The sequence below is a fragment of the Pseudomonas sp. Y5-11 genome (assembly GCF_022368695.1).
GTDB lineage: Bacteria > Pseudomonadota > Gammaproteobacteria > Pseudomonadales > Pseudomonadaceae > Aquipseudomonas > Aquipseudomonas parakoreensis.
The window spans coordinates 3,714,916-3,735,243 of record NZ_CP058974.1 but is presented as its reverse complement, the minus strand read 5'-3'; the positions used below and the strand labels follow the sequence as shown (position 1 = coordinate 3,735,243).

Genomic DNA, 20,328 nt, shown 5'->3' with positions numbered 1-20,328 from the left:
TCACCTGAACATCATTCGCGGAGGACTCACCATGGCTCGGGCAATCTGGAAAGGCGCAATCAGTTTCGGACTGGTGCATATCCCCGTTGCGCTGGTGTCGGCAACGTCTTCTCACGGCGTCGACTTTGACTGGCTCGACAGCCGCAGCATGGATCCGGTGGGTTATAAACGGGTAAACAAAGTCACCGGCAAGGAAGTCACCAAAGAGCACATCGTCAAAGGTGTGGCCTATGAGAAGGGCCGCTATGTGGTGCTCAGCGAGGAAGAAATCCGCTCGGCGCACCCGGTGTCCACGCAGACCATCGACATTTTCTCCTTCGTCGATGCCGAGCAGATTCCACTGCAGAACATCGACACGCCTTATTACCTGGCCCCAGACAAACGCGGCGGCAAGGTCTACGCCCTGCTGCGCGAAACATTGAGCAAAACCAACAAGGTCGCCCTCGCCCGCGTCGTCCTGCACACTCGCCAATATCTGGCGGCGCTGATGCCGCTGGAATCGGCGCTGGTGCTGGTGAAACTGCGCTGGCCGCAGGAGGTGCGCGGCCTCGACGAACTGGAACTGGGCAGCGAGGTGACCAAGCCGCAACTGGCCAAGGGCGAACTGGACATGGCTAAACGTCTGGTGCAGGACATGAGCGGCGACTGGAGCCCGGAGGACTACAAGGACGAGTTTGAGGACAAGATCATGGCCCTGGTCGAGAAAAAGGCCCACGAAGGCAAGATCGAGGATGTCGAGACCGTAGGTGGCGAAGAGGAGCGCAAGTCTGCGGATGTGATCGACTTGACCGAACTGCTTAAACGCAGTCTGGGTGGGAAAGCGCCGGCCAAGTCCAAGGCTAAACCGGAGAAACCCACGAAATCCACGCCGGCAAGGAAAACCAAAAAAGCCTCTGGGGAATGAATATTCAACGCCTGTCAGGTAACTGACAGGTTGCTTTTGAGACAGTCATTGCCAGCAGGCTGGCGCCCACGGTTTGCAATGCCCCTGTGGACACCAGTCTTCGGCAATGACAAACAGGTGCGACACACCAGTCAGATCAGAATGAAGATCGCCAGCAAACCGCCAAAGATCGCCCATTTTTCCATGTAGTAACGCGCGCGATTGCGCTTTTTCAGCTCTTTGCCACGCAGTCGCACTTTGTAGATCTTGGTAAACAGACGGTTGATCCCGCCAGTGCGGTCGCCGGCATCGTTCGGCGCACCAGCAGCGGACATCACGGTGCGACTGAACCATCTGTTGAACGCGGCCGCCCAGCGATATTTCATCGGACGCTCGATGTCGCAGAACAGGATGATGCGGTTTTTGTCGGTGGTGTTTTCGGCGTAGTGGATGTAAGTCTCATCGAACATCACCGCTTCACCGTCGCGCCAGTGGTAGCTTTCACCGTCGACGTTGATGTAGCAACCCGCATCGTTCGGCGTATCCAGGCCCAAGTGGTAGCGATAGGAGCCCGCATACGGGTCACGGTGACGAACCAGTTTCGAACCCGGTGGCAGTTCGGCAAACATCGCGGCCTTGATCGAACCGATGCTCTGCACCAGTTCTGTGGTGCGCGGGCACAGCTTCATCGCCGACGGATGACTCTCGCCGTACCACTTGAGGTAGAAACGCTTCCAGCCGCTTTTGAAGAACGAGTTGAAACCCACATCGTCGTACTGATTCGAGCGCTTGATCTCACCGGCGCGCAGCAAATCCTGCCCTTCCTGGCGAATTTCTTCCCAATGCGCCTGCAACGGGCTCAGGTCCGGAAACTCGGACGGATCGAGATAGGGCTTGTTTGGTTTCTTTGAAAACAGGTACAGAAAGCAGTTGATCGGCGCCAGAAACGTTGAGTGGTCGCTCAACTGACGGCCCAGTTTGTGACGCACACGACCACGAAGGTGAACGTATGCAATGGAAATGACATAAATAGCGGCAATGATGAGTTTCACGGAAATCGTCACACGTCAAAAGTGAACAAACTGCGCGCCTGCCGGCCAAAGGCCCAGGGTCTGATGCAGTGGCATGAATACAAATACTGTCCCGGTGGCACTTCCTTGAGCCCGTGCCGTGAGCGGCTATTGGGTAATCGGATGGCATTTTAGCCATACTTTGTAACCAAGGGTGAACCTGATCTGTGAAAAACTGTCGGCTGAATCTGCCAAACGGCAGGCGCGACAGTACGCTCGTGCAGGCGCATGAGTGCTGACGCAGAGCAAAACAGAGGTTATTCCGGGAAGCGCCGCAGCGGTTGCGCTGAGCTTTGACGTGTACGCTTCAGCCGCTGCGTACCGAGCACGATGCAATTCGCACCTGACTTGAAAAGGGTCCGCGGGCCATGAGAAATGAGTTTGAAAGGGTGAAGCCAAACCCGCCAGGTTTGGAGCTCAACCGAGCATGCGGCCTGGCGGGTTACGAGTAAGGGCTTATTTATCGGTGGAAAGGCTCGCCTTGCTCAATCCCTTGGTATTGTGATCGCCTGGCGTCGTGGCGGAGATCGCCGTGGCTTTCGACAACCCCTTGGTGTCCTTCGAATGCGCTACACCTGAAGTGGCCACGCCGTGCCCACGGTCGTTATTGTGGTCGCGTCCAATATGTTGACCGCTGACGCCATGATCCCGTACGGCCCTGCCGTCATGATCCGTTTCCTGGCCTTCAGCGCGGCCATTGCTGGAGACGCTGCCCGAATGCCCGGCACTGTCGCCGCTGTGGCCAGCGCTGCCGGCACCGCCGCCGTGACTGCCTCCACCGCCAGCACCACCGGCGCCACCACCGTGACCACCGTGACCACCACCACCACCACCACCACCACCACCACCATCCTTGGCGTGGGCAGAGGCCATGATGGACAGTTGAGCAGGCAGTAATGGCGCAGCCGCAAACATCATTATGCAGGACATGACGGCAACCAGATTTTTCTTTTTAAAACGCATGACGGCATCCACAGGGGTTGGTTTTACTGTCATCTGAGATGCATTCAATTAGATCTGGTTCACCCACAAGCGACCAGCGGAAGCCAATCGCCATATATATAAAGTGGGTGAGAATGTATTGCTTTTACCTTAGGTAAACAGATTCAAAAAATCAGGTTCATTGACCTGCCATCAGACTAATCGAAGGCGCCATTCAGCACTTCGTAGATAAGCCCGCTCGCAATCGCCACCAGAATCAAATCGGTGCCCACCTGCTGCCACTCATATCCGTCGTAATGAGGCAGTCGCCCAGCCAATCGTCCATCCAGTTTCTTGGCGATGCCCGGCGGCAGCGGTTTGCCGCGTGCCAGATTCTTTTGAATACCGGGAGGCAGCGCCGGACCCGGGCTCCAGTAGTCTCTGTAACCGTTGAGTACGCTCAGCACACCGCTTCGATCGACCACGGGTGCATGGTCCCAGTTGCCCGAACTGGATCCTTTGTTTTTGCCCCCTTGGTTGCCATGTCCCTGACTGTTCTGCGGGCCGCCCTTGCCGTTCCCTTTGCCGTTGCCATTTCCGGGATCGGCCAAAGCCGTTACAGAACTCACCGCCAAGGCCAGACAAGTAACAGACGCAACCAGTAAGCGTTTTTTAAACATGACCGTCCTCTCATCGGAAATTCCTTGATGAAATGTAGACGACATCAGGCGTTGTAGTTCCTCCCATGATTGTTGGAAGCCCGCATCGACACTCATGAATTCGATAGACCGCTGCGTGAACGCGCATTTCACGCTCCCCGAAGCAGGCAGCCTGCCGGTTCGACAGCGTCCGCCATACAACTGCCGCATGACTTATGCGACAATGCGCGCAATGTCTGGCATGAATCCCGCCTTTAATGCCCAACAGCCTGGACGCCGTGTCCGGTTGCTGCTCTCACCCCTCGCCTGCTGGCTACCGCCAACACTGACCGGGTAGGGAAGAAAACGCTCCAAAATGCCCCAGAAATGGCCCAAGCGCCAAATGTGCGGCTCGCAACCCATTGATAGGTAAAGCAATTGATCTCCACAGCTAACATCACGATGCAGTTCGGCGCCAAGCCGCTCTTCGAAAACGTTTCGGTCAAATTCAACGGCGGCAACCGCTACGGTCTGATCGGCGCCAACGGTTGCGGCAAGTCGACCTTCATGAAAATCCTCGGTGGCGATCTCGAACCGTCCGGCGGTCAGGTCATGCTCGAGCCGAACGTGCGCCTGGGTAAATTGCGTCAGGATCAGTTTGCCTACGAAGAATTCACCGTGATCGACACCGTGATCATGGGTCACGAAGAGTTGTGGAAGGTCAAGGCCGAGCGCGATCGTATCTACTCGCTGCCGGAAATGAGCGAAGAAGACGGCATGGCCGTGGCCGAGCTGGAAACCGAGTTCGCCGAAATGGACGGCTACACCGCCGAATCCCGTGCCGGTGAACTGCTGCTGGGTCTGGGCATTCCACTGGAACAGCATTTCGGCCCGATGTCTGAAGTGGCGCCAGGCTGGAAGCTGCGGGTCTTGCTGGCTCAGGCCCTGTTCTCCGATCCGGAAGTGCTGTTGCTCGACGAACCGACCAACCACCTGGACATCAACACCATTCGCTGGCTGGAATCGATTCTCACCGTGCGTAACAGCACCATGATCATCATTTCCCACGACCGTCACTTCCTTAACAGCGTGTGCACGCACATGGCTGACCTGGACTACGGCGAACTGCGTCTGTTCCCGGGCAACTATGACGAGTACATGACGGCCGCGACCCAGTCCCGCGAGCAACTGCTGTCGGACAACGCCAAGAAGAAAGCCCAGATTGCCGAACTGCAGACGTTCGTCAGCCGCTTCTCGGCCAACGCCTCGAAAGCCAAACAGGCCACTTCCCGCGCCAAGCAGATCGACAAGATCCAGCTGGCCGAGGTCAAGCCATCGAGCCGTGTCAGCCCGTTCATCCGTTTCGAACAGACCAAAAAGCTGCACCGCCAGGCCGTGACCATCGAGCAGATGTCCAAGGGCTTCGACGGCAAGACCCTGTTCAAGAACTTCAGCTTCACCGTTGAAGCCGGCGAGCGCGTGGCGATCATCGGCCCGAACGGTATCGGCAAGACCACGCTGTTGCGCACCCTGATGGGCGAGCTGACGCCCGACGCCGGATCTGTGAAATGGACCGAGAGCGCGGAGCTGGGCTACTACGCTCAGGATCACGCCCACGACTTCGAAGACGATGTCAGCCTGTTCGACTGGATGGGTCAATGGACGCAGGGCGAGCAAGTGATTCGTGGCACCCTGGGTCGCATGCTGTTCTCCAACGACGAGATCCTCAAGTCGGTCAAGGTCATCTCCGGCGGTGAGCAAGGTCGTATGCTGTTCGGCAAGTTGATCCTGCAAAAGCCGAACGTGCTGGTGATGGACGAACCGACCAACCACCTGGACATGGAATCGATCGAGGCGCTGAACCTGGCGCTGGAAAACTACCCGGGTACGCTGATCTTCGTCAGCCACGACCGTGAGTTCGTATCGTCTCTGGCCACGCGCATCATCGAGCTGAGCCCGAACGGCGTGACTGACTTCAGCGGCACTTACGATGACTACCTGCGTAGTCAGGGTGTGGTGTTCTAAAGATAGCTGCGAGCTTCTTGCTCCAAGCTTCAAGCGAAAGCCCTGTCGGTGTGACAGGGCTTTTTGCATTTCAAGGGATCGTGATTTTGTGCTGCGAAGCCCTTCGCGAGCAGGCTCGCTCCCACGGGAATCGCGTTCCAAATGTGGGAGCGAGCCTGCTCGCGAAGAGGCCCTCAAAAACACCACCGACTCCAAGTAAATTAGTTAGCCTGCTTCCTTTTATTTCAGCACCCAGCCATGATGCCGATTCTCCCACCGCCGCCCGCGAACGAGTCCACATGTCTGCGCAGCAACAGCCTTCGCAAAGCTCACTGGCGATCACCCTGCAGATCGTCTCCATCGTTTTCTATACCTTTGTCGCCTTCCTGTGCATCGGTCTGCCGATTGCAGTGTTACCCGGCTATGTTCACGAGCAACTGGGGTTCAGCGCGATCGTTGCCGGACTGGTCATCGGCTCGCAATATCTGGCCACGTTGCTCAGTCGACCGATGGCCGGGCGCATGTCGGACACGCTGGGCACCAAACGGGCGATTGTGTATGGCTTGTCGGGGATTGTGCTCAGCGGGCTGCTGACGCTGATTTCGACGCTGCTGCAAGATTTCCCGGTGCCGAGCCTGATTATCCTGATCATCGGTCGGCTGCTGCTTGGCGTTGCACAGGGTTTGATCGGCGTCGGCACCATCAGCTGGTGCATGGGCCAGGTCGGCGTGGAGCACACGGCAAGGTCGATCGGCTGGAACGGCATTGCCTCCTACGGCGCGATTGCGATTGGCGCGCCGCTGGGCGTGGTGATGGTTGCCGACTACGGCTTTACCAGCCTGGGCATTGCCCTGTCGGTACTGGCGGCGGCCGCTCTGGTGATCATCCGTAATAAACCCTCGGTACCGGTGGTGCGCGGCGAACGGCTGTCTTTTTGGGCAGTATTCGGGCGCATCGCACCGTATGGGGCCAGTTTGAGTCTGGCGTCGATCGGTTACGGCACGCTGACCACCTTCATCACCCTTTATTACCTCAACCGTGGCTGGAGCGGTGCCGCGTATTGCCTGACGGTATTCGGCGTGTGCTTCATCCTGTCGCGGCTGCTGTTCATTTCGGCGATCAGCCGTTTTGGCGGGTTCAATTCGGCCATTGCCTGCATGAGCATCGAAACCGTCGGCCTGGTGCTGCTGTGGCTGGCACCGTCGACCACGTTCGCTTTGATCGGCGCGGGGCTGGCCGGGTTTGGCTTATCGCTGGTGTATCCGGCGCTGGGGGTCGAGGCGATCAAGCAGGTGCCCAGTTCCAGCCGTGGCTCGGGGCTGGGGGCTTATGCAGTGTTCTTTGATCTGGCGCTGGCGATTGCCGGGCCGTTGATGGGCGCGGTGGCGTTGAACCTGGGGTATGCGTGGATTTTCTTCAGTGCGGCGCTGTTGTCGGTGCTCGGGCTGGGGTTGACCTTGTTGCTCAAGCGCCGGGCGATGAGCTGAAAAACGAAATCAAAAGATCGTCCGATCGCGGCCCGAGCCTTCGGCAGCGCCTACAAAAATCCACGGTAGGAGCTGCCGAAGGCTGCGATCTTTTGATCTTTATTGATCCGCGGTCTGCATCCCCGCCCGGCTCGGCCTGCCCAGCGTGCGCGAGAAAAACTGTCCGGCTTCGGAAATCAGGTTGCGGTGGATGTCTTCGCGATCCACGCCGTCAGCGTCGGTGCACAGCGCCGGCATGGCGCGGATCTGCTCTTCGTTGCACGGCGCCATGAACACAAAATGCCCTGCCCCGGCCAGCAATTTGAAGTCCGGCGCCGTTGGCAGTTTGCGCGCCAGCGCCGCGGCGTTTTTGTCGAACGCCACCAGTTTGTCGCCATCGCCGCTGTACAGCAGCACCGGCACATGCACGTCCGCAAGGGTGTGACGGCCAAATTTGAGGCTCAGCGGCGCCATCAGCAACAGCGCATGCACGCGCGGATCGGCCACCGGTTGCAAGTCATCACGATCGACGATCAGTTCGCCCTGAGTGTTGCAGGCGTCACGGTCGTCCGGGCGCTCCTGACAGTACCGGCGCAGGCGATCCAGATCCGGCTGCGCGCCAGAGAGAATCAACGCGGTTTCGCCACCGGCCGAATAGCCGATCACCCCAACCTGATCGGCGTTGACGAACGGCGAGAGCATCGGGTCGCCAAGGGTGGCGGTGATCGCTTCGGAAATCTGGATTGGCCGCCCATACAGATTGCTCAGGGTACCGAGGCGACTGTGGTCTTTGGAGTTGTCGCCGGGATGAATCACCGCGACCACCACAAAGCCCTTGCGTGCCAGCGAGGTGGCGAGGTCATGCAGCGCCAGCGGCGTGCCAGTGTTGCCGTGGGACAGCATCAACATCGGGAAACGACCGATGGCAACCTTGGTGTCGGCGCCCGCCTCGACGGTGTAGCCCTCAAGCAGGCTGCTGTGCTCGCGGTCGCTGGAGGGATAGAAGGCGATGGCGCGCATCGGTTGCAGATCCAGCGGATCGAGGAATGTCATCTCGTGGTAACCGACACTCCAGACAGGGTGTCGCCCGGGCGCGGCATGCACTGAACCGAGGCTGCCAAGCAGGCAAATCAGTAACGTTGCACAAAGACGCATCATCGGATGGCCCACCCTGTGTTACTCAATCGAAAGATCCTTTGTGTTCCGACACGCCCGTAACCCTGAGGTTCGGTGATCCGGCGTGGCGTTGCACTCAGACGTTGATCGTTTGACTGCATAACCCGGGCCAGATTATGCAACAGTCTGAAACAAAAAACTCCGCACCTGGCCCTTGCAGAACCAGAATACAGAGTTTTTTGAGGCGCTACCTGAACGGCAGCTGGTCTTTACGCAATGCTTACGCGGCGGCGAACAGTTGCTCGCTGATCTTCGCCTGAGCGGCGCTCATCGCGTTGTTGCGCACTTCATCACCGTAGGCCAGACCTTCGGCACGGACGATTTCAATGTCGGTGATGCCGAGGAAACCCAGTACCAGCTTCAGATATTCTTCGTGGGCGATGCCGCTCGCCTGGCCGGCATGGATGCCACCGGCGGTGGAGACGATCACCACTTTCTTGCCACCGCACAGGCCTTCCGGACCCGCTTCGGTGTAACGGAACGTCTGGCCGGCAACGGCGACGCGGTCGATCCAGGCCTTGAGCTGGGTCGGCACGGTGAAGTTGTACATCGGCGCGGCGATGACGATGGCGTCGGCAGCGATGAATTCGGCCAGGGTCGAAGCGCTCAATTCGGCTTCGTGCTGTTGCGCGGCGTCGCGCAGTTCAGCGGTGGTACCGGCAGCCACCAGAGTGGTCGACGAGAAGTGGCTGATGGCGTCGGCGGCCAGATCGCGGTAGGTCACCACGGCCGCAGGTTCTGCGGCTTGCCAGGCTTTGACGACCTGGCTGCTCAGCTGACGGGAAGCGGAGTTGTCGCCCAGAATGCTCGAATCGATGTGCAGCAGTTTCATGTGGAATCTCCTGGAAAGAATCGCCGGCGGCGACGGAATGGAGACAATCCTACGGAAGAAACCAATAGCTGATTAGCCGCCGACAATGCGATAGTTCGTCCCACTGATAGAACGGTGGATTTTTCATGCAGGATCTCAACGATCTGTACTATTTCGCCAAGGTGGTCGAGGCCGGTGGCTTTGCGGCAGCCGGCCGCTTACTGGGCATTCCCAAGTCGCGGTTGTCGCGGCGCATTGCCGAGCTCGAAGAACGCCTGGGCGCACGCCTGCTGCAGCGCACCACGCGCCAGTTGAATCTGACCGCTGTCGGCGAACGCTATCTGCGCCACTGTCAGGCGATGTTGCTGGAAGCGGAGATGGCCGACGAAGCCGTTGCCAGCATGTCCAGTGAACCGCGCGGGCGCTTGCGGGTATCGTGCCCCACCGGGCTGGCGCGAGAAATGTTGCCATGGGTAATCAGCGAATTTCTGGGCAAATTCCCCCAGGTGCAACTGGAGGTGGTGCTGCTCAACCGCCGCGTGGATCTGGTCGCCGAAGGCTTCGACGTGGCGCTGCGCGTACGTGAACTGGGCGATGAAGATCCATTGCTGGTCACCCGCCGTCTGCGTCAGGCGCAAATGGTGGTGGTGGCCAGCCCGGCCTTTGTCGAAGGCAAAACCATTGCCCACCCGCAGGATCTGAAAAACCTGCCGGTACTTGGCGCGCTGGAAGCCGACCGCATGGTTCACGTGCGTTTGCTTGATCAGCAAGGCAATAGCGTCGAGCTGAATATGGAAGCGCGCCTGGGCATCGATGACTTTATCGTGCGCAAAGCCTGCGTACTCGCCGGCCAGGGCTTTACCCTGTTGCCGATGATGTATTGCGAAGCCGACCTTGAAAGCGGCGCGCTGGTGCAACTGTTGCCCGAGTGGTCGTTGCCCGGCGGCTGGTTGCAGGCGGTGTATCCGCATCGACGCGGGGTGATGCCGGCGGTGCGGGCGTGGATCGACCATCTGGTCGAATCGTTCAATGCGTGTGGGGAGCGGCTGTTATGAGCAAGGGAAAGATGAACGAAGCGGATGTCGCCGCCTTCTGCCTGGCCTTGCCGGGCGCGCGGGAGGATTACAAATGGGGCGGCGTGCGGGTGTTCTCGATTGCCGGCAACAAGATGTTTGCCTTGCAGGGGTTGCGCGGGGATTCACTGGCATTCAAGGTCGACAAGGATCTGTTTCTCGGCCATTGCGACCGCCCGGGTATTCACCCGGCGCCGTATCTGGCGCGGGCACAGTGGATCATCATGCACCCGCCCTACCCGCTGGGCGCCGAGGAACTGCAGGGATTGCTGACGCGTTCGCATCAGTTGGTGGTGGGCAAATTGCCCAAAAAAACTCAAATCGGATTACTGCTCTAAACCCGATCCTTGTAGGAGCTGCCGCAGGCTGCGATCTTTTGACTTTGATCTTTGAAAAAGCAAGATCAAAAGATCGCAGCCTGCGGCAGCTCCTACAGGGGGATTTGTGGTGATTCAGAAGAGTGACAGCAGGTTCGAGCCCAGAAACAGCTGGTCGATCCAGAACACCTGATGCAGCGCCACAATCACCCAGAACAGAATCTGAAACGACACCTTGCGCGTCTTGTGCCGGAACACCTGCTGGGCAATCAGCGCCCCGGGCCAGCCGCCGGCCAGTTCCAGCGCATGCAGGATGTTCTCCGGCGTGCGCCAGGCATCGGCGCGGGCCTTGCGTTTGTCTGCCCAGTACATGAAAAACGCCAGCACACTGACGACTCCATAAGCAGTCAACGGCACCAACGAGATGCCGCGCAGCCACATCGACAGCGAGCCGAACAGCGGCAACGCGCAGACGATCAGCAGCACCGCCAGTTTCAGTTTCAGATGCTGAATGCCGCCACCGGACGGGCGTCCATCCGGGCGGCGTGCGCGGGAATCACTCATGGTTTGGCCGCCGACCAGTCCACCCAGCCGAACTGCCAGGTCGCCAGAATCACCAGACCGAAAACGATCCGGTACCAGGCGAACGCCGCGTAGCTGTGGCTGGCGATGAACTTGAGCAGACCGCGCACGGCAATCATGGCGAAGATAAACGCCGTGATGAAGCCGATGGCGAATACCGGGAAATCCGCCGGCACGAACAGGTGGCGATACTTGTAACCGGAGTACACCGCCGCACCGACCATGGTCGGCATCGCCAGGAAGAACGAGAATTCGGTCGCGGTCTTGCGCGACAGACCGAACAACAGACCACCGATGATCGTCGAACCGGAACGCGAAGTGCCGGGAATCATCGCCAGGCACTGGGCGAACCCGACCTTCAGCGCGTCTTTCCAGGTGATTTCGTCCACGGTTTCGGCGTGCACTTCATGCTGGCGGCGCTCTGCCCACAACATGATCACGCCGCCCACCACCAATGCGGTCGCGACGGTGATCGGGTTGAACAGGTACTGGTGAATCAGGTCGGCAAAAATCACCCCCAACACCACCGCCGGCAGGAATGCGATCAGCAGGTTGGCAGTAAAACGTCGCGCACTCGGCTGGGTCGGCAAGCCAATTACCACATCGAGAATCTTGCGACGAAACTCCCAGACCACCGCAAGGATCGCGCCGAGCTGAATAATGATGTTGAACGCCATGGCCCGTTCGCCGCCGAAGTCGAGCAAGTCGGCAACAATGATCTGGTGTCCGGTACTGGAAATGGGCAAAAACTCCGTCAGCCCCTCTACAACTCCAAGAATCAGTGCCTGCAAAGCGATCCAAAGATCCATCAGTCCCCCAAAGAGCGATGCACGCCGGCATGCCCCGATAATATTTTTACGTTCACTGCGATCAGCGTAGCTGTTTGTTGCTGTACCGATTCCGCGCGCACAGCATCCACACGAAACGGTCAAAATTCCGTGAAATATCAACTTGGATTCAGGTTTTTGCGCGCGGGGCCGAAATCCTAACAGACAAGCCTTAATAGTGCCGTGGCGTTATACGACTTGGGTCGCGTATGCCCGACCACTCAAACGTGGTTGGATGCTGGCGTTGATTTATTACAAGAAAAAGAAATCGGAGTGGCAGCGTTATGAACAGCTTGCGCAGTGTGTCGATCAGCCGACGCTTGTGGCTCATTTTGATTGTGGCCGTGGTCATGTTGTTGACCTTGGGTGTGTTGATGCTCAAGCAGATCCACGATGACCTCTACCACGCCAAGGCGCAGAAAACCCAGCACGTGGTGCAGACCGCCAGCGGCTTGCTGAGCTACTACCACGACCAGGAAACCGCCGGCACCCTCACCCGCGACGCCGCACAGAAGCAGGCACTGACCGCCATTCGCGGCCTGCGCTATGACCAAAGCGACTACTTCTGGATCAACGACCTCACCCCCATGATGGTCATGCACCCGACCAACCCCAAACTCGAAGGCCAGAACCTCTCGGCGATCCGCGATCCGGACGGTTTTGCGGTATTCAACGAGATGGTCGCGATCGCCAAAAGCAAAGGCGCGGGCATGGTCGATTACCGCTGGCCGAAGCCCGGCGCCAGCGACCCGGTCGCGAAAACATCCTATGTAAAACTGTTCGAACCGTGGGGCTGGATCCTTGGTTCCGGCGTTTACGTCGATGATGTGCAGAGCGAGTTCCAGGGCCAAGTGATCAAGGCTTCGGTAATCGGCCTGGCGATTGCACTGATCATGGCCCTGCTGGTGATCTTGATTGCCCGCAGCATCGTGCGTCCGTTGCAGGAAACCGTGAACGCCATGGCCAATATCGCCAGCGGCGAAAGTGACCTGACGCGCAGCCTCGATACCCATGGCCAAGACGAAGTCACACAACTGGCGCATCACTTCAACGCCTTCACCGCCAAGTTGCGCCGGGTCATCGGTGACCTGCAGATCTCGGCCAGCGCGCTGGGCCAGTCGTCCAGCGAACTGGGCAACGATGCGACCCAGGCCCAGCAGCGCAGCCAGCAGCAATCGCAGCAGATGGAGCTGGTGGCGACCGCGATCAACGAAGTCACCTACGGCGTGCAGGATGTGGCGAAGAATGCCGAGCATGCTGCCGCTGAAATGCGCGATGCCGAAGCCCAGGCGCAGCAGGGCCAGATCAACATCGACGGCAGCCTGCAACAGATCGACAGACTGTCCGGCACCATTGACCAAGCGGTCGAAGTGATCCGCACCCTCGCCGCCGAAAGCACGCAGATCGGCAGTGTGCTGGAGGTGATCCGCTCGATTGCCGAGCAGACCAACTTGCTGGCCCTCAACGCGGCCATCGAAGCGGCCCGTGCCGGTGAACAGGGCCGGGGCTTTGCGGTGGTGGCCGATGAAGTGCGGCTGCTGGCGCAGCGCACGCAAAAGTCGACGGCGGAAATCCAGACCATGATCGAGCGCCTGCAGAACCATTCCGAAGCGGCCGTTAAAGTCATCGGTGACAGCAGCAAAGCCTCGCAGCTGACCATTGAACAGGCTGGCCTTGCCGGCGCCAGTCTCAACGCCATCGGCCAGGCACTGCGCAACCTCAACGGCCTGAACGCGTCGATTGCCAGCGCCACGCTGCAACAGGCGCATGTGGTCGAGGACATCAACCAGAACGTCACGCAGGCGGCCGGCCTGTCTCACAGCACTGCGCTGGCCGCGGAGCAGTCAAGTGCGGCGAGCGTGAAGCTGGGGCAACTAAGCGAGCAGTTGAATCAGCTTCTGCGCCAGTTCCGCGTCTGACCCCTCACCCTTGTGGGAGCGAGCCTGCTCGCGAAGGCGTAATGTCAATCAACATCTGCATTGGTGACATACCGCGTTCGCGAGCAGGCTCGCTCCCACAGGTTTTTGGGTACAATCCGCTCCCTCCTCAATTTTCCCAAGGAACCCCCATGTCCGGGCTTGAACTGTTTGCCGCCGCCCTCGGTGTGATTGCCGTGTGGCTGACGGTCAAACAGAATCCATGGTGCTGGCCGATCGGGCTGGTCATGGTGTTGCTGTACAGCTGGATTTTCTATGACGTGAAGCTGTACTCGGACATGTTGCTGCAAGTGATCTACGCCGCGCTGCAAGTCTACGGCTGGTGGCAATGGACCCGCGCCGGGACAATGCATGACGGACGCGACGTCACACGTCTGGATCGGCGCGCTATTCTGCTCGGCCTGAGTGTGGGCGCATTCGGTAGCCTGCTGCTGGGCGCGGCCATGGCGCACTGGACCGACGCCGCACAACCGTGGCTTGATGCCGCACTGACTGCTTTCAGCCTTGTCGCACAACTCTGGATGGCACAGAAACGCCTGCAATGCTGGGCACTGTGGTTCGTGCTGGATGTGATTTTCGTCGGTCTGTTTCTGTATAAGGGCTTGTACCTTACCGCCGCGCTGTATGCCCTGTTCACCCTGATTGCGGTGCAAGGCTGGCGGGAATGGCGCGCCGATCCGGCGTTGCAGCGATGAAGGTGGTTGTCCTCACCGGCCCGGAATCCACCGGCAAGAGCTGGCTGGCCGCAGGCCTTCAGGAGCGCTTCGGCGGCCTGCGGGTGGACGAATACGTGCGCTGGTTCATGGAGCAGAATCCTCGCGATACCTGCCTGAACGACATTCCCGACATCGCCCGTGGACAGTTGCAATGGGAAGATCACGCGCGGGCGCAGCAACCGCGATTGCTGATTCTCGACACCCATTTACTGAGTAATATCCTGTGGAGCCAGACCCTGTTTGGCGACTGCCCGACATGGCTGGAACCCGAGCTGCTGGCACGGCATTACGACCTGCACCTGCTGCTGTCCCCGGAGCAGATCGACTGGACGGATGACGGCCAACGTTGCCAGCCACAACTGAGCGCACGCCTGGCGTTCTTTCAGGCCACCCATGACTGGCTGGAACAGCACAAGCAGCCGTTGCAGATCATCCAGGGCGATTGGGATGAACGTCGCGTTCAGGCTTTTGAAGCCGTCGCCCGGTTATTGGCTGATTGATCCATTGAATAGCTCCGTTCAGGGCGAAAGTGTCCATTCCTGAAACACCTCTCTGAGCGCAAAGCGGCCAATTCAACGGCCTTCATCATTTTGTCAGGACATCTGTTTCGCCAGTGAAACAGTCCCCGGCAAACCCTTGTCCCAGAGCTTTGCGCCGCCATGGAACCGGTGGGCGTCTGCACGACTGTTTCAGCGTTGAAACAGCTTTTGTATCAACCCTGTGCGGCCCAGCGCCAACCCGTTGAAAATCAACAACAACTCAAAAGCGGCACAGCTTTCGCTCTCTCCTTCCCAACGCTGACAAGAGCCAGCCCACTGAAGAAGGAATTGCCGCCGTGGGGAATATCAATAAAGGCCTGACCTGCCTTCTGCTGATTGGATCAGCCGCCAGCACATTCATCAGTTTCAACGTTCAGGCCGAAGGCAATGGCGTGATCGTTCTCAACCGCGATGTCCAGCCCATTCCAATCGGACGCAGCGGTGGCAAAGACCCGTATCCAACCACGGTCAATGCCAACCCTTCCGATCGAATCCATCAAGCAATGACCAGCACCGAACTCAGTGACGGTGAGTTCGCCAGTGTCGCCAGTGGCGCTTCGATCCGCAGCAACATGATCACGCCGAATTCGGACATGCCCGGCATGAACGTGCTCACCAACCCCAACGGCCTGCCGGGCATGAGTGCCGGCCATGGTGGCGGTGGTGGCGGCGCGATCTCCAACACGATCAATCGCTCGTTGAGTACCGGTCTGGCCCCGCTGACCCGCATGGCTGGAGGTCAATGAGATGAATCGTTCCCTGCTGCTGCTTGCTCTCTTCGGCTGCGCCAGCGTCATGGCCGCCGAGCCCGGTTCAGTCAACAACGCCGACATTCAGGACACCGGTGTGCAGTACCGCGGCAACTTCAACGTCAACCAGGCCGCTGGCGACCAGATGCAACAGACCAATACTAAAGCGATCGCCATCGGCACCAACGCCAGCGCCACAACCATCGTCAGGCAAAAGCTGGATACCCCGGCCAACCCGTCGATGAACGCCAGCGCCACCATTGGCGGCACCTCTTTCAGCAATGGCAACGGAATCCTGGGCGTGAACCAGGGGGCCGGGGCCAACAACCAGATGGCCAACGTGACGCGCGTCAGCATCAGTGCTGCCCCGCAAAGCGTTGACGACAGCGCCCTGTCGCAACAGAACGTGGCGCTTTTACCGAGCTCAGGAGCAACTGGTACCTCACCCGGCAGTCGCCAGGTCACGACAAGTGATCAGGCCTTCACCGGCAGCCGAGGGGTAATCCAGGTGAACCAGAGTGCCGGGGTGGGGAACCGTATGGCTAACACCCTGAGCATCCGGGTCGCTGACTGACCCAAACAACAAAAGCAGTGCAATTAGAAAGTACCAACACTTAACCAACTAATAAGCACGATGGAGAAACACCATGAAAACTACAATGGCTCTCAAACCACTGGTTTTCGCTCTTGCAGCAGTAATGGCAATGGCGGCTCAAGCAGGCGGTAATGATCATGGTAACAATGGTGGTCACGGTCACAACCCTCCTCCACCAAAAGGCCCTACCCTGGAAGAACTGCTGCAAATCGGCGCAGGTGCCGGTGCTGCAGTACTCGACGTGCAGAACAACGCCGACAACACCGTCCTGAACCAGGGCACTCAAAACAACGCCGGCATCAGCGGCTCGCTGAACGGCGCCAACGGTAACGTCGGCGCAAACAACGTGGCCGGTGACGGCAACCAGCAAGACAACGCCGCTGCACTGGCAACCGCCGACGAGAGCTTCATCTTCGGCTCTGCGGTGTCCGCTTCCAGCGCCACTCAAGTCAACAGCAACAACACCGTTGGCAACTACTCCACCACTAACAACGCCGGCATGAACAACGTCGGCAACAGTGGCTCGGGTAACATCGGCGTGAACAACGCTGCCGGCAACTTCAACCAACAGAAAAACAACCTGGCAATCGCAGTGTCCGGTGGTCGTGTAGCGCAAGCCGCTGCCGCCGCCAACCAAAGCACTACCGGTCTGCAAGTCGGCAACAACGGCACTCAGACCTACAAGAAAGATACCCTCACTGGCACCGTCGCCGCCGTCGGCGTATTCGGCGCAGTGGGCACAGCCACCATCAAAGATGACGATCACGGTCACAGCGGTGGCGGTTATGGCAATGACGACAGAGGTCATGGCGGCAATGGCGGTAGCAAAGATCAAAAAGCTACCTTCCAGGCTGTGGGTGCCTTCGGCCTGGCAGGTGTGACCACTCAACAAGTGCTGACCCCAGACGGCTGGAAAAACCCTGTTACCAACAACGCCAGCATGACCAACGTAGGCAACAACTGGTCGGGTAACGGTGGCTTCAACAACGCTGCCGGTGTGGGCAACCAACAAAGCAACTCGCTGTCCATCGCTGCAGGTTGCAAAGCCTGCATGTAATCGCGATCGAAACGAAAGCCCCGGAAACGGGGCTTTTCCTCAGTCCGCAAAGGCGTATCGATCATGCGTAAGACTGCCTTTATCGCCCTGCTTTGCCTGTCCGGCCTGACCCAGGCTGCCCAGATGCCCGTCGCTGCCCTGCCCGGCGGCGTACTCGTCTACAAAAACGTGCAAAGCATCCGTGAGCGCAAGTTTGCCGACATTGTCGAACAGAAAACCGATTTCAGCTGCGGCGCCGCCGCACTGGCCACGGTATTGCGCCAGGCCTATTGGCTCGACGTCGATGAGGAGCACATCATCAAAGGCATGCTGGTCAATGCCGACCAGGACCTTGTTCGCACTCAGGGTTTTTCCATGCTGGACATGAAGCGCTACGTAGAAAGCATCGGCATGCGCGCCAGGGGTTACAAGATTCCACCGGAGAAGCTCGACGCAGTCACAATCCCGGTGGTGGTACTGTTGGAAATTCGCGGCTACAAGCATTTCGTGGTACTGCAGCGTTCGGACAAGGATTGGGTTTACATCGGAGATCCCGTCTTAGGCCACAAACGCTACGCCCATGATGACTTTGTCAAAGGTTGGAACGGCATCGTCTTCGCCATCGTCGGCCCCGGTTATGACAAAACCAATGCATTGCGCACACCACCGACTCCGCTGACGGCCAAGAACAAGCTGGATAACTTCAACCCTGTCAAAGATGCTGAATTGATGGACTTCGGGTTCATACAGAGCGACTTCTTTTAATCGCCGATTATAAAGAATGGGGCTGGATGTCCCGGGAGCAGCAGATGAAAACCTCATACTGGCTGGCCGCCGCCTGCCTGGCAGCGAGCGCGTCAGGCTACGCCAATGCAGGGTTCAAACCTATCGAAATCCAGGATCAGGAGCTGTCACAGCTTCGGGGTCGTTACGTCATGCCGGGGCGGATCATCAGCTTCGGCATTGTCATGAGCAGTACCTGGCGCAACGCCAGCGGTGATCTGATCGGCGCTGCGACGTCGATGCAAATCCAGGCCGCCACGATCAAACCGGAATTTTATGTCTCGACCATCAAGGAACAGGGCAACGGCAGCACCCCGACGCCGGGTACTGGCAATGTCATTGGTGGTGCGGCACTCAACAGCAGCCAGGGCGTGACCCAGAGCGTACGCGCCGCTGGCGACGGCAACACCGCCAACAACAATGTGGCGATCAACGTAAAAGAGGCCAACACCCCTCCTCCACTGGCCCCCGCACAAGGTCAGGCCCTGATTGCCGGGCAAACCATCGGTGCCAGCAATGCCGCTGGCAACGTTGCCGTTTCGGCCAGCAGCAGTGGCGTGCAAATGGCGATCCAGGCCTCGGGAAATCAGGGCACCGCCCTGCAACAGATCGCCCAGGGCGGCCTGCTACAGAACACGCGCCTGCTGGGCAGCGCCAACGTGGTCAACAACATGACCCAACTCAATGTTGTACTTAACAATAACGGCATCAGCCCCGGCGCACTGGACTGCAACCTGACTCAACTCAGGGCACTACGCAATATCGGATATTGAACTACGCTGAGTCTCGATCATTGGGCTTAAAGGGACGGCTTATTCATGTATCGATCAGTATCACTGCGTGCCGCTGTATGTTTGAGTACTCTTCTACCTGCGGCGATGCTGCAAGCAGCACCCGACGCAGATGTGGAGACCCTGAAACAGGAACTTCTGGAGCTGAAGCAACGATACGAAGTACAACAAAAGGCCCTGGCGGTGCTCGAACAACGGGTTCGTCAGGTTGAAGATCAACCGGCAGCGCCGCAACCCAAACGGCTGGCCAAGTCGCCGTCTGACATGAAAGGCAATCCAAGAGTGGCCACCAGCACCGGCGCGCCCGGGACTGGGGCGGCAGCAGCGTCGGGGGGCGCAGCGGGGGGCAGTGGGGCTTCTTATGGCCAGTCGCTGGCCGACGATTCGCAACCGGCACAGAGTGTGTCCAACCTCTACGACGAGGCCAGCGGCTTCTTCGGCGGCGGCAAATTCAGCTTTGAAACCGGTGTGACCTACTCGCGTTACGACACCCGGCAGCTGATCCTCAACGGCTTCCTCGCACTGGACTCGATCTTCCTGGGCAACATCAACCTCGACCGGATCAAGGCCGACACCTGGACGCTGGACCTGACCGGCCGCTACAACTTCGACAACCGCTGGCAGTTCGACGTCAACGTACCGGTGGTCTACCGCGAGTCGACCTACCAGTCCGGCGGCGGCAACGGTGGTGCATCGAACGTCACGACGGAACAGGATGTTTCGCGTGATCCAACCATCGGCGACGTCAACTTCGGTATCGCCTACAAGTTCCTCGACGAGTCGGTCAACACCCCGGACGCCGTGGTCACCCTGCGAGTCAAGGCGCCAACCGGCAAGGATCCGTTCGGGATCAAATTGCGCCAGACCGATGCCAACTCCAACCTGTTCGTGCCTGATACCTTGCCCACCGGTAACGGCGTCTGGTCGATCACTCCCGGGGTTTCGCTGGTCAAGACGTTCGACCCGGCGGTGTTGTTCGGCAGCCTGTCCTACACCCACAACCTGGAGGAGTCGTTTGACGACATCAGTGCCACCGTCAATCAGAAAACGCCAGGCAAGGTCAGCATTGGCGACAGCTTCCAGATCGGCGCCGGTATCGCGTTTGCACTCAACGAAAAGATGAGTATGTCGTTTTCGATGTCTGATCTGGTGCAACGCCGCAGCAAACTCAAACCCGATGGCGGGGATTGGCAATCGGTGGTGTCCAGTGACGCCAACGCGGGTTACTTCAACGTCGGTATGACCATTGCCGCCACGGATAACCTCACCATCGTACCCAACCTGTCGATCGGCATGACCCCGGATGCCCCGGACTTCTCCTTCAGCCTGAAATTCCCGTACTACTTCTAAAGCGAAAGATCGCAGCCTGCGGCAGCTCCTACAGGGATTACAACTGTAGGAGTGGTCGCAGGCT

Annotated in this window: 21 protein-coding genes; 14 read left to right on the top strand and 7 right to left on the bottom strand. The window is 58.9% G+C overall.

Features of this window, described 5'->3' with window-relative positions; all coding sequences use genetic code 11:
- Positions 1-31: 31 nt before the first annotated feature.
- Positions 32-904, top strand: coding sequence for a Ku protein (locus HXW87_RS16480; RefSeq protein WP_047294709.1), 873 nt, complete (start codon positions 32-34; stop codon positions 902-904).
- A 131-nt stretch (positions 905-1,035) separates the two neighbouring features.
- Here HXW87_RS16480 and lpxO read toward each other — a convergent pair whose 3' ends face one another.
- From lpxO to HXW87_RS16465, 3 genes are all read right to left on the bottom strand, one after another.
- Positions 1,036-1,935: a lipid A hydroxylase LpxO gene (lpxO, locus tag HXW87_RS16475; RefSeq protein WP_007964602.1), complete on the bottom strand. Its 900-nt coding sequence runs from the start codon at positions 1,933-1,935 to the stop codon at positions 1,036-1,038.
- 474 nt (positions 1,936-2,409) lie between these two features.
- Positions 2,410-2,916 carry a hypothetical protein gene (locus HXW87_RS16470; RefSeq protein WP_239776648.1) on the bottom strand — a complete coding sequence of 169 codons (507 nt, stop codon included), beginning with the start codon at positions 2,914-2,916 and terminating at the stop codon, positions 2,410-2,412.
- Positions 2,917-3,092: 176 nt separating this feature from the next.
- Positions 3,093-3,554, bottom strand: coding sequence for an anti-virulence regulator CigR family protein (locus tag HXW87_RS16465; RefSeq protein ID WP_182401327.1), 462 nt, complete (start codon positions 3,552-3,554; stop codon positions 3,093-3,095).
- A 396-nt stretch (positions 3,555-3,950) separates the two neighbouring features.
- Between HXW87_RS16465 and HXW87_RS16455 the strand changes: the two genes are divergently transcribed.
- Entirely contained in the window at positions 3,951-5,537 is a 1,587-nt protein-coding gene (locus HXW87_RS16455; protein ID WP_041064399.1) for an ABC-F family ATPase, read from the top strand.
- Between the two features lie 278 nt (positions 5,538-5,815).
- Positions 5,816-7,003, top strand: a complete 1,188-nt coding sequence (locus HXW87_RS16450; RefSeq protein WP_131671775.1) for an MFS transporter — start codon at positions 5,816-5,818, stop codon at positions 7,001-7,003.
- Positions 7,004-7,102: 99 nt separating this feature from the next.
- Here HXW87_RS16450 and HXW87_RS16445 read toward each other — a convergent pair whose 3' ends face one another.
- Positions 7,103-8,140, bottom strand: coding sequence for a dienelactone hydrolase (locus HXW87_RS16445; RefSeq protein ID WP_041064406.1), 1,038 nt, complete (start codon positions 8,138-8,140; stop codon positions 7,103-7,105).
- 238 nt (positions 8,141-8,378) lie between these two features.
- Positions 8,379-8,990, bottom strand: a complete 612-nt coding sequence (locus tag HXW87_RS16440; RefSeq protein WP_121185717.1) for an FMN-dependent NADH-azoreductase — start codon at positions 8,988-8,990, stop codon at positions 8,379-8,381.
- A 125-nt stretch (positions 8,991-9,115) separates the two neighbouring features.
- On the opposite strand from HXW87_RS16440, the gene HXW87_RS16435 reads away from it, so the two are divergent.
- Positions 9,116-10,024 carry a LysR substrate-binding domain-containing protein gene (locus tag HXW87_RS16435; RefSeq protein ID WP_047294719.1) on the top strand — a complete coding sequence of 303 codons (909 nt, stop codon included), beginning with the start codon at positions 9,116-9,118 and terminating at the stop codon, positions 10,022-10,024.
- The gene (locus tag HXW87_RS16430) at positions 10,021-10,380 is read left to right on the top strand and encodes an MmcQ/YjbR family DNA-binding protein (protein WP_041064415.1); all 360 of its coding nucleotides are present in this window, start codon (positions 10,021-10,023) and stop codon (positions 10,378-10,380) included. Before HXW87_RS16435 ends, HXW87_RS16430 begins: the two co-directional genes overlap by 4 nt.
- 114 nt (positions 10,381-10,494) lie before the next feature.
- Here the strand turns inward: HXW87_RS16430 and HXW87_RS16425 are convergent, their stop codons facing one another.
- Both HXW87_RS16425 and HXW87_RS16420 read right to left on the bottom strand, forming a co-directional pair.
- Positions 10,495-10,923: a DUF1294 domain-containing protein gene (locus tag HXW87_RS16425; RefSeq protein ID WP_041064418.1), complete on the bottom strand. Its 429-nt coding sequence runs from the start codon at positions 10,921-10,923 to the stop codon at positions 10,495-10,497.
- Complete coding sequence (locus tag HXW87_RS16420) at positions 10,920-11,750, bottom strand: undecaprenyl-diphosphate phosphatase (RefSeq protein ID WP_047294722.1); 831 nt, start codon at positions 11,748-11,750, stop codon at positions 10,920-10,922. The genes HXW87_RS16425 and HXW87_RS16420 overlap by 4 nt, the downstream gene beginning before the upstream one ends.
- Before the next feature lie 302 nt (positions 11,751-12,052).
- Between HXW87_RS16420 and HXW87_RS16415 the strand changes: the two genes are divergently transcribed.
- From HXW87_RS16415 to HXW87_RS16375, 9 genes are all read left to right on the top strand, one after another.
- Positions 12,053-13,687 carry a methyl-accepting chemotaxis protein gene (locus HXW87_RS16415; protein WP_239776646.1) on the top strand — a complete coding sequence of 545 codons (1,635 nt, stop codon included), beginning with the start codon at positions 12,053-12,055 and terminating at the stop codon, positions 13,685-13,687.
- Between the two features lie 149 nt (positions 13,688-13,836).
- Positions 13,837-14,400, top strand: coding sequence for a nicotinamide riboside transporter PnuC (gene pnuC, locus HXW87_RS16410; RefSeq protein ID WP_095669076.1), 564 nt, complete (start codon positions 13,837-13,839; stop codon positions 14,398-14,400).
- Positions 14,397-14,921: an AAA family ATPase gene (locus tag HXW87_RS16405; protein WP_239779161.1), complete on the top strand. Its 525-nt coding sequence runs from the start codon at positions 14,397-14,399 to the stop codon at positions 14,919-14,921. The genes pnuC and HXW87_RS16405 overlap by 4 nt, the downstream gene beginning before the upstream one ends.
- Positions 14,922-15,256: 335 nt before the next feature.
- Entirely contained in the window at positions 15,257-15,706 is a 450-nt protein-coding gene (locus HXW87_RS16400) for a hypothetical protein (RefSeq protein ID WP_182401335.1), read from the top strand.
- A 1-nt stretch (position 15,707) separates the two neighbouring features.
- Positions 15,708-16,283 carry an adhesin gene (locus HXW87_RS16395; protein WP_182401337.1) on the top strand — a complete coding sequence of 192 codons (576 nt, stop codon included), beginning with the start codon at positions 15,708-15,710 and terminating at the stop codon, positions 16,281-16,283.
- A gap of 73 nt (positions 16,284-16,356) precedes the next feature.
- Entirely contained in the window at positions 16,357-17,361 is a 1,005-nt protein-coding gene (locus HXW87_RS16390) for a heme utilization protein (protein ID WP_182401339.1), read from the top strand.
- 63 nt (positions 17,362-17,424) lie between these two features.
- A complete protein-coding gene (locus HXW87_RS16385) occupies positions 17,425-18,105 on the top strand; it encodes a C39 family peptidase (protein WP_182401341.1) in 681 nt (226 codons plus the stop codon).
- A 44-nt stretch (positions 18,106-18,149) separates the two neighbouring features.
- On the top strand, positions 18,150-18,896 hold the full coding sequence (locus tag HXW87_RS16380) for a hypothetical protein (RefSeq protein ID WP_041064441.1): 747 nt from the start codon (positions 18,150-18,152) through the stop codon (positions 18,894-18,896).
- Positions 18,897-18,941: 45 nt separating this feature from the next.
- On the top strand, positions 18,942-20,264 hold the full coding sequence (locus HXW87_RS16375; protein WP_041064443.1) for a hypothetical protein: 1,323 nt from the start codon (positions 18,942-18,944) through the stop codon (positions 20,262-20,264).
- The last annotated feature ends 64 nt before the right edge of the window (positions 20,265-20,328 follow it).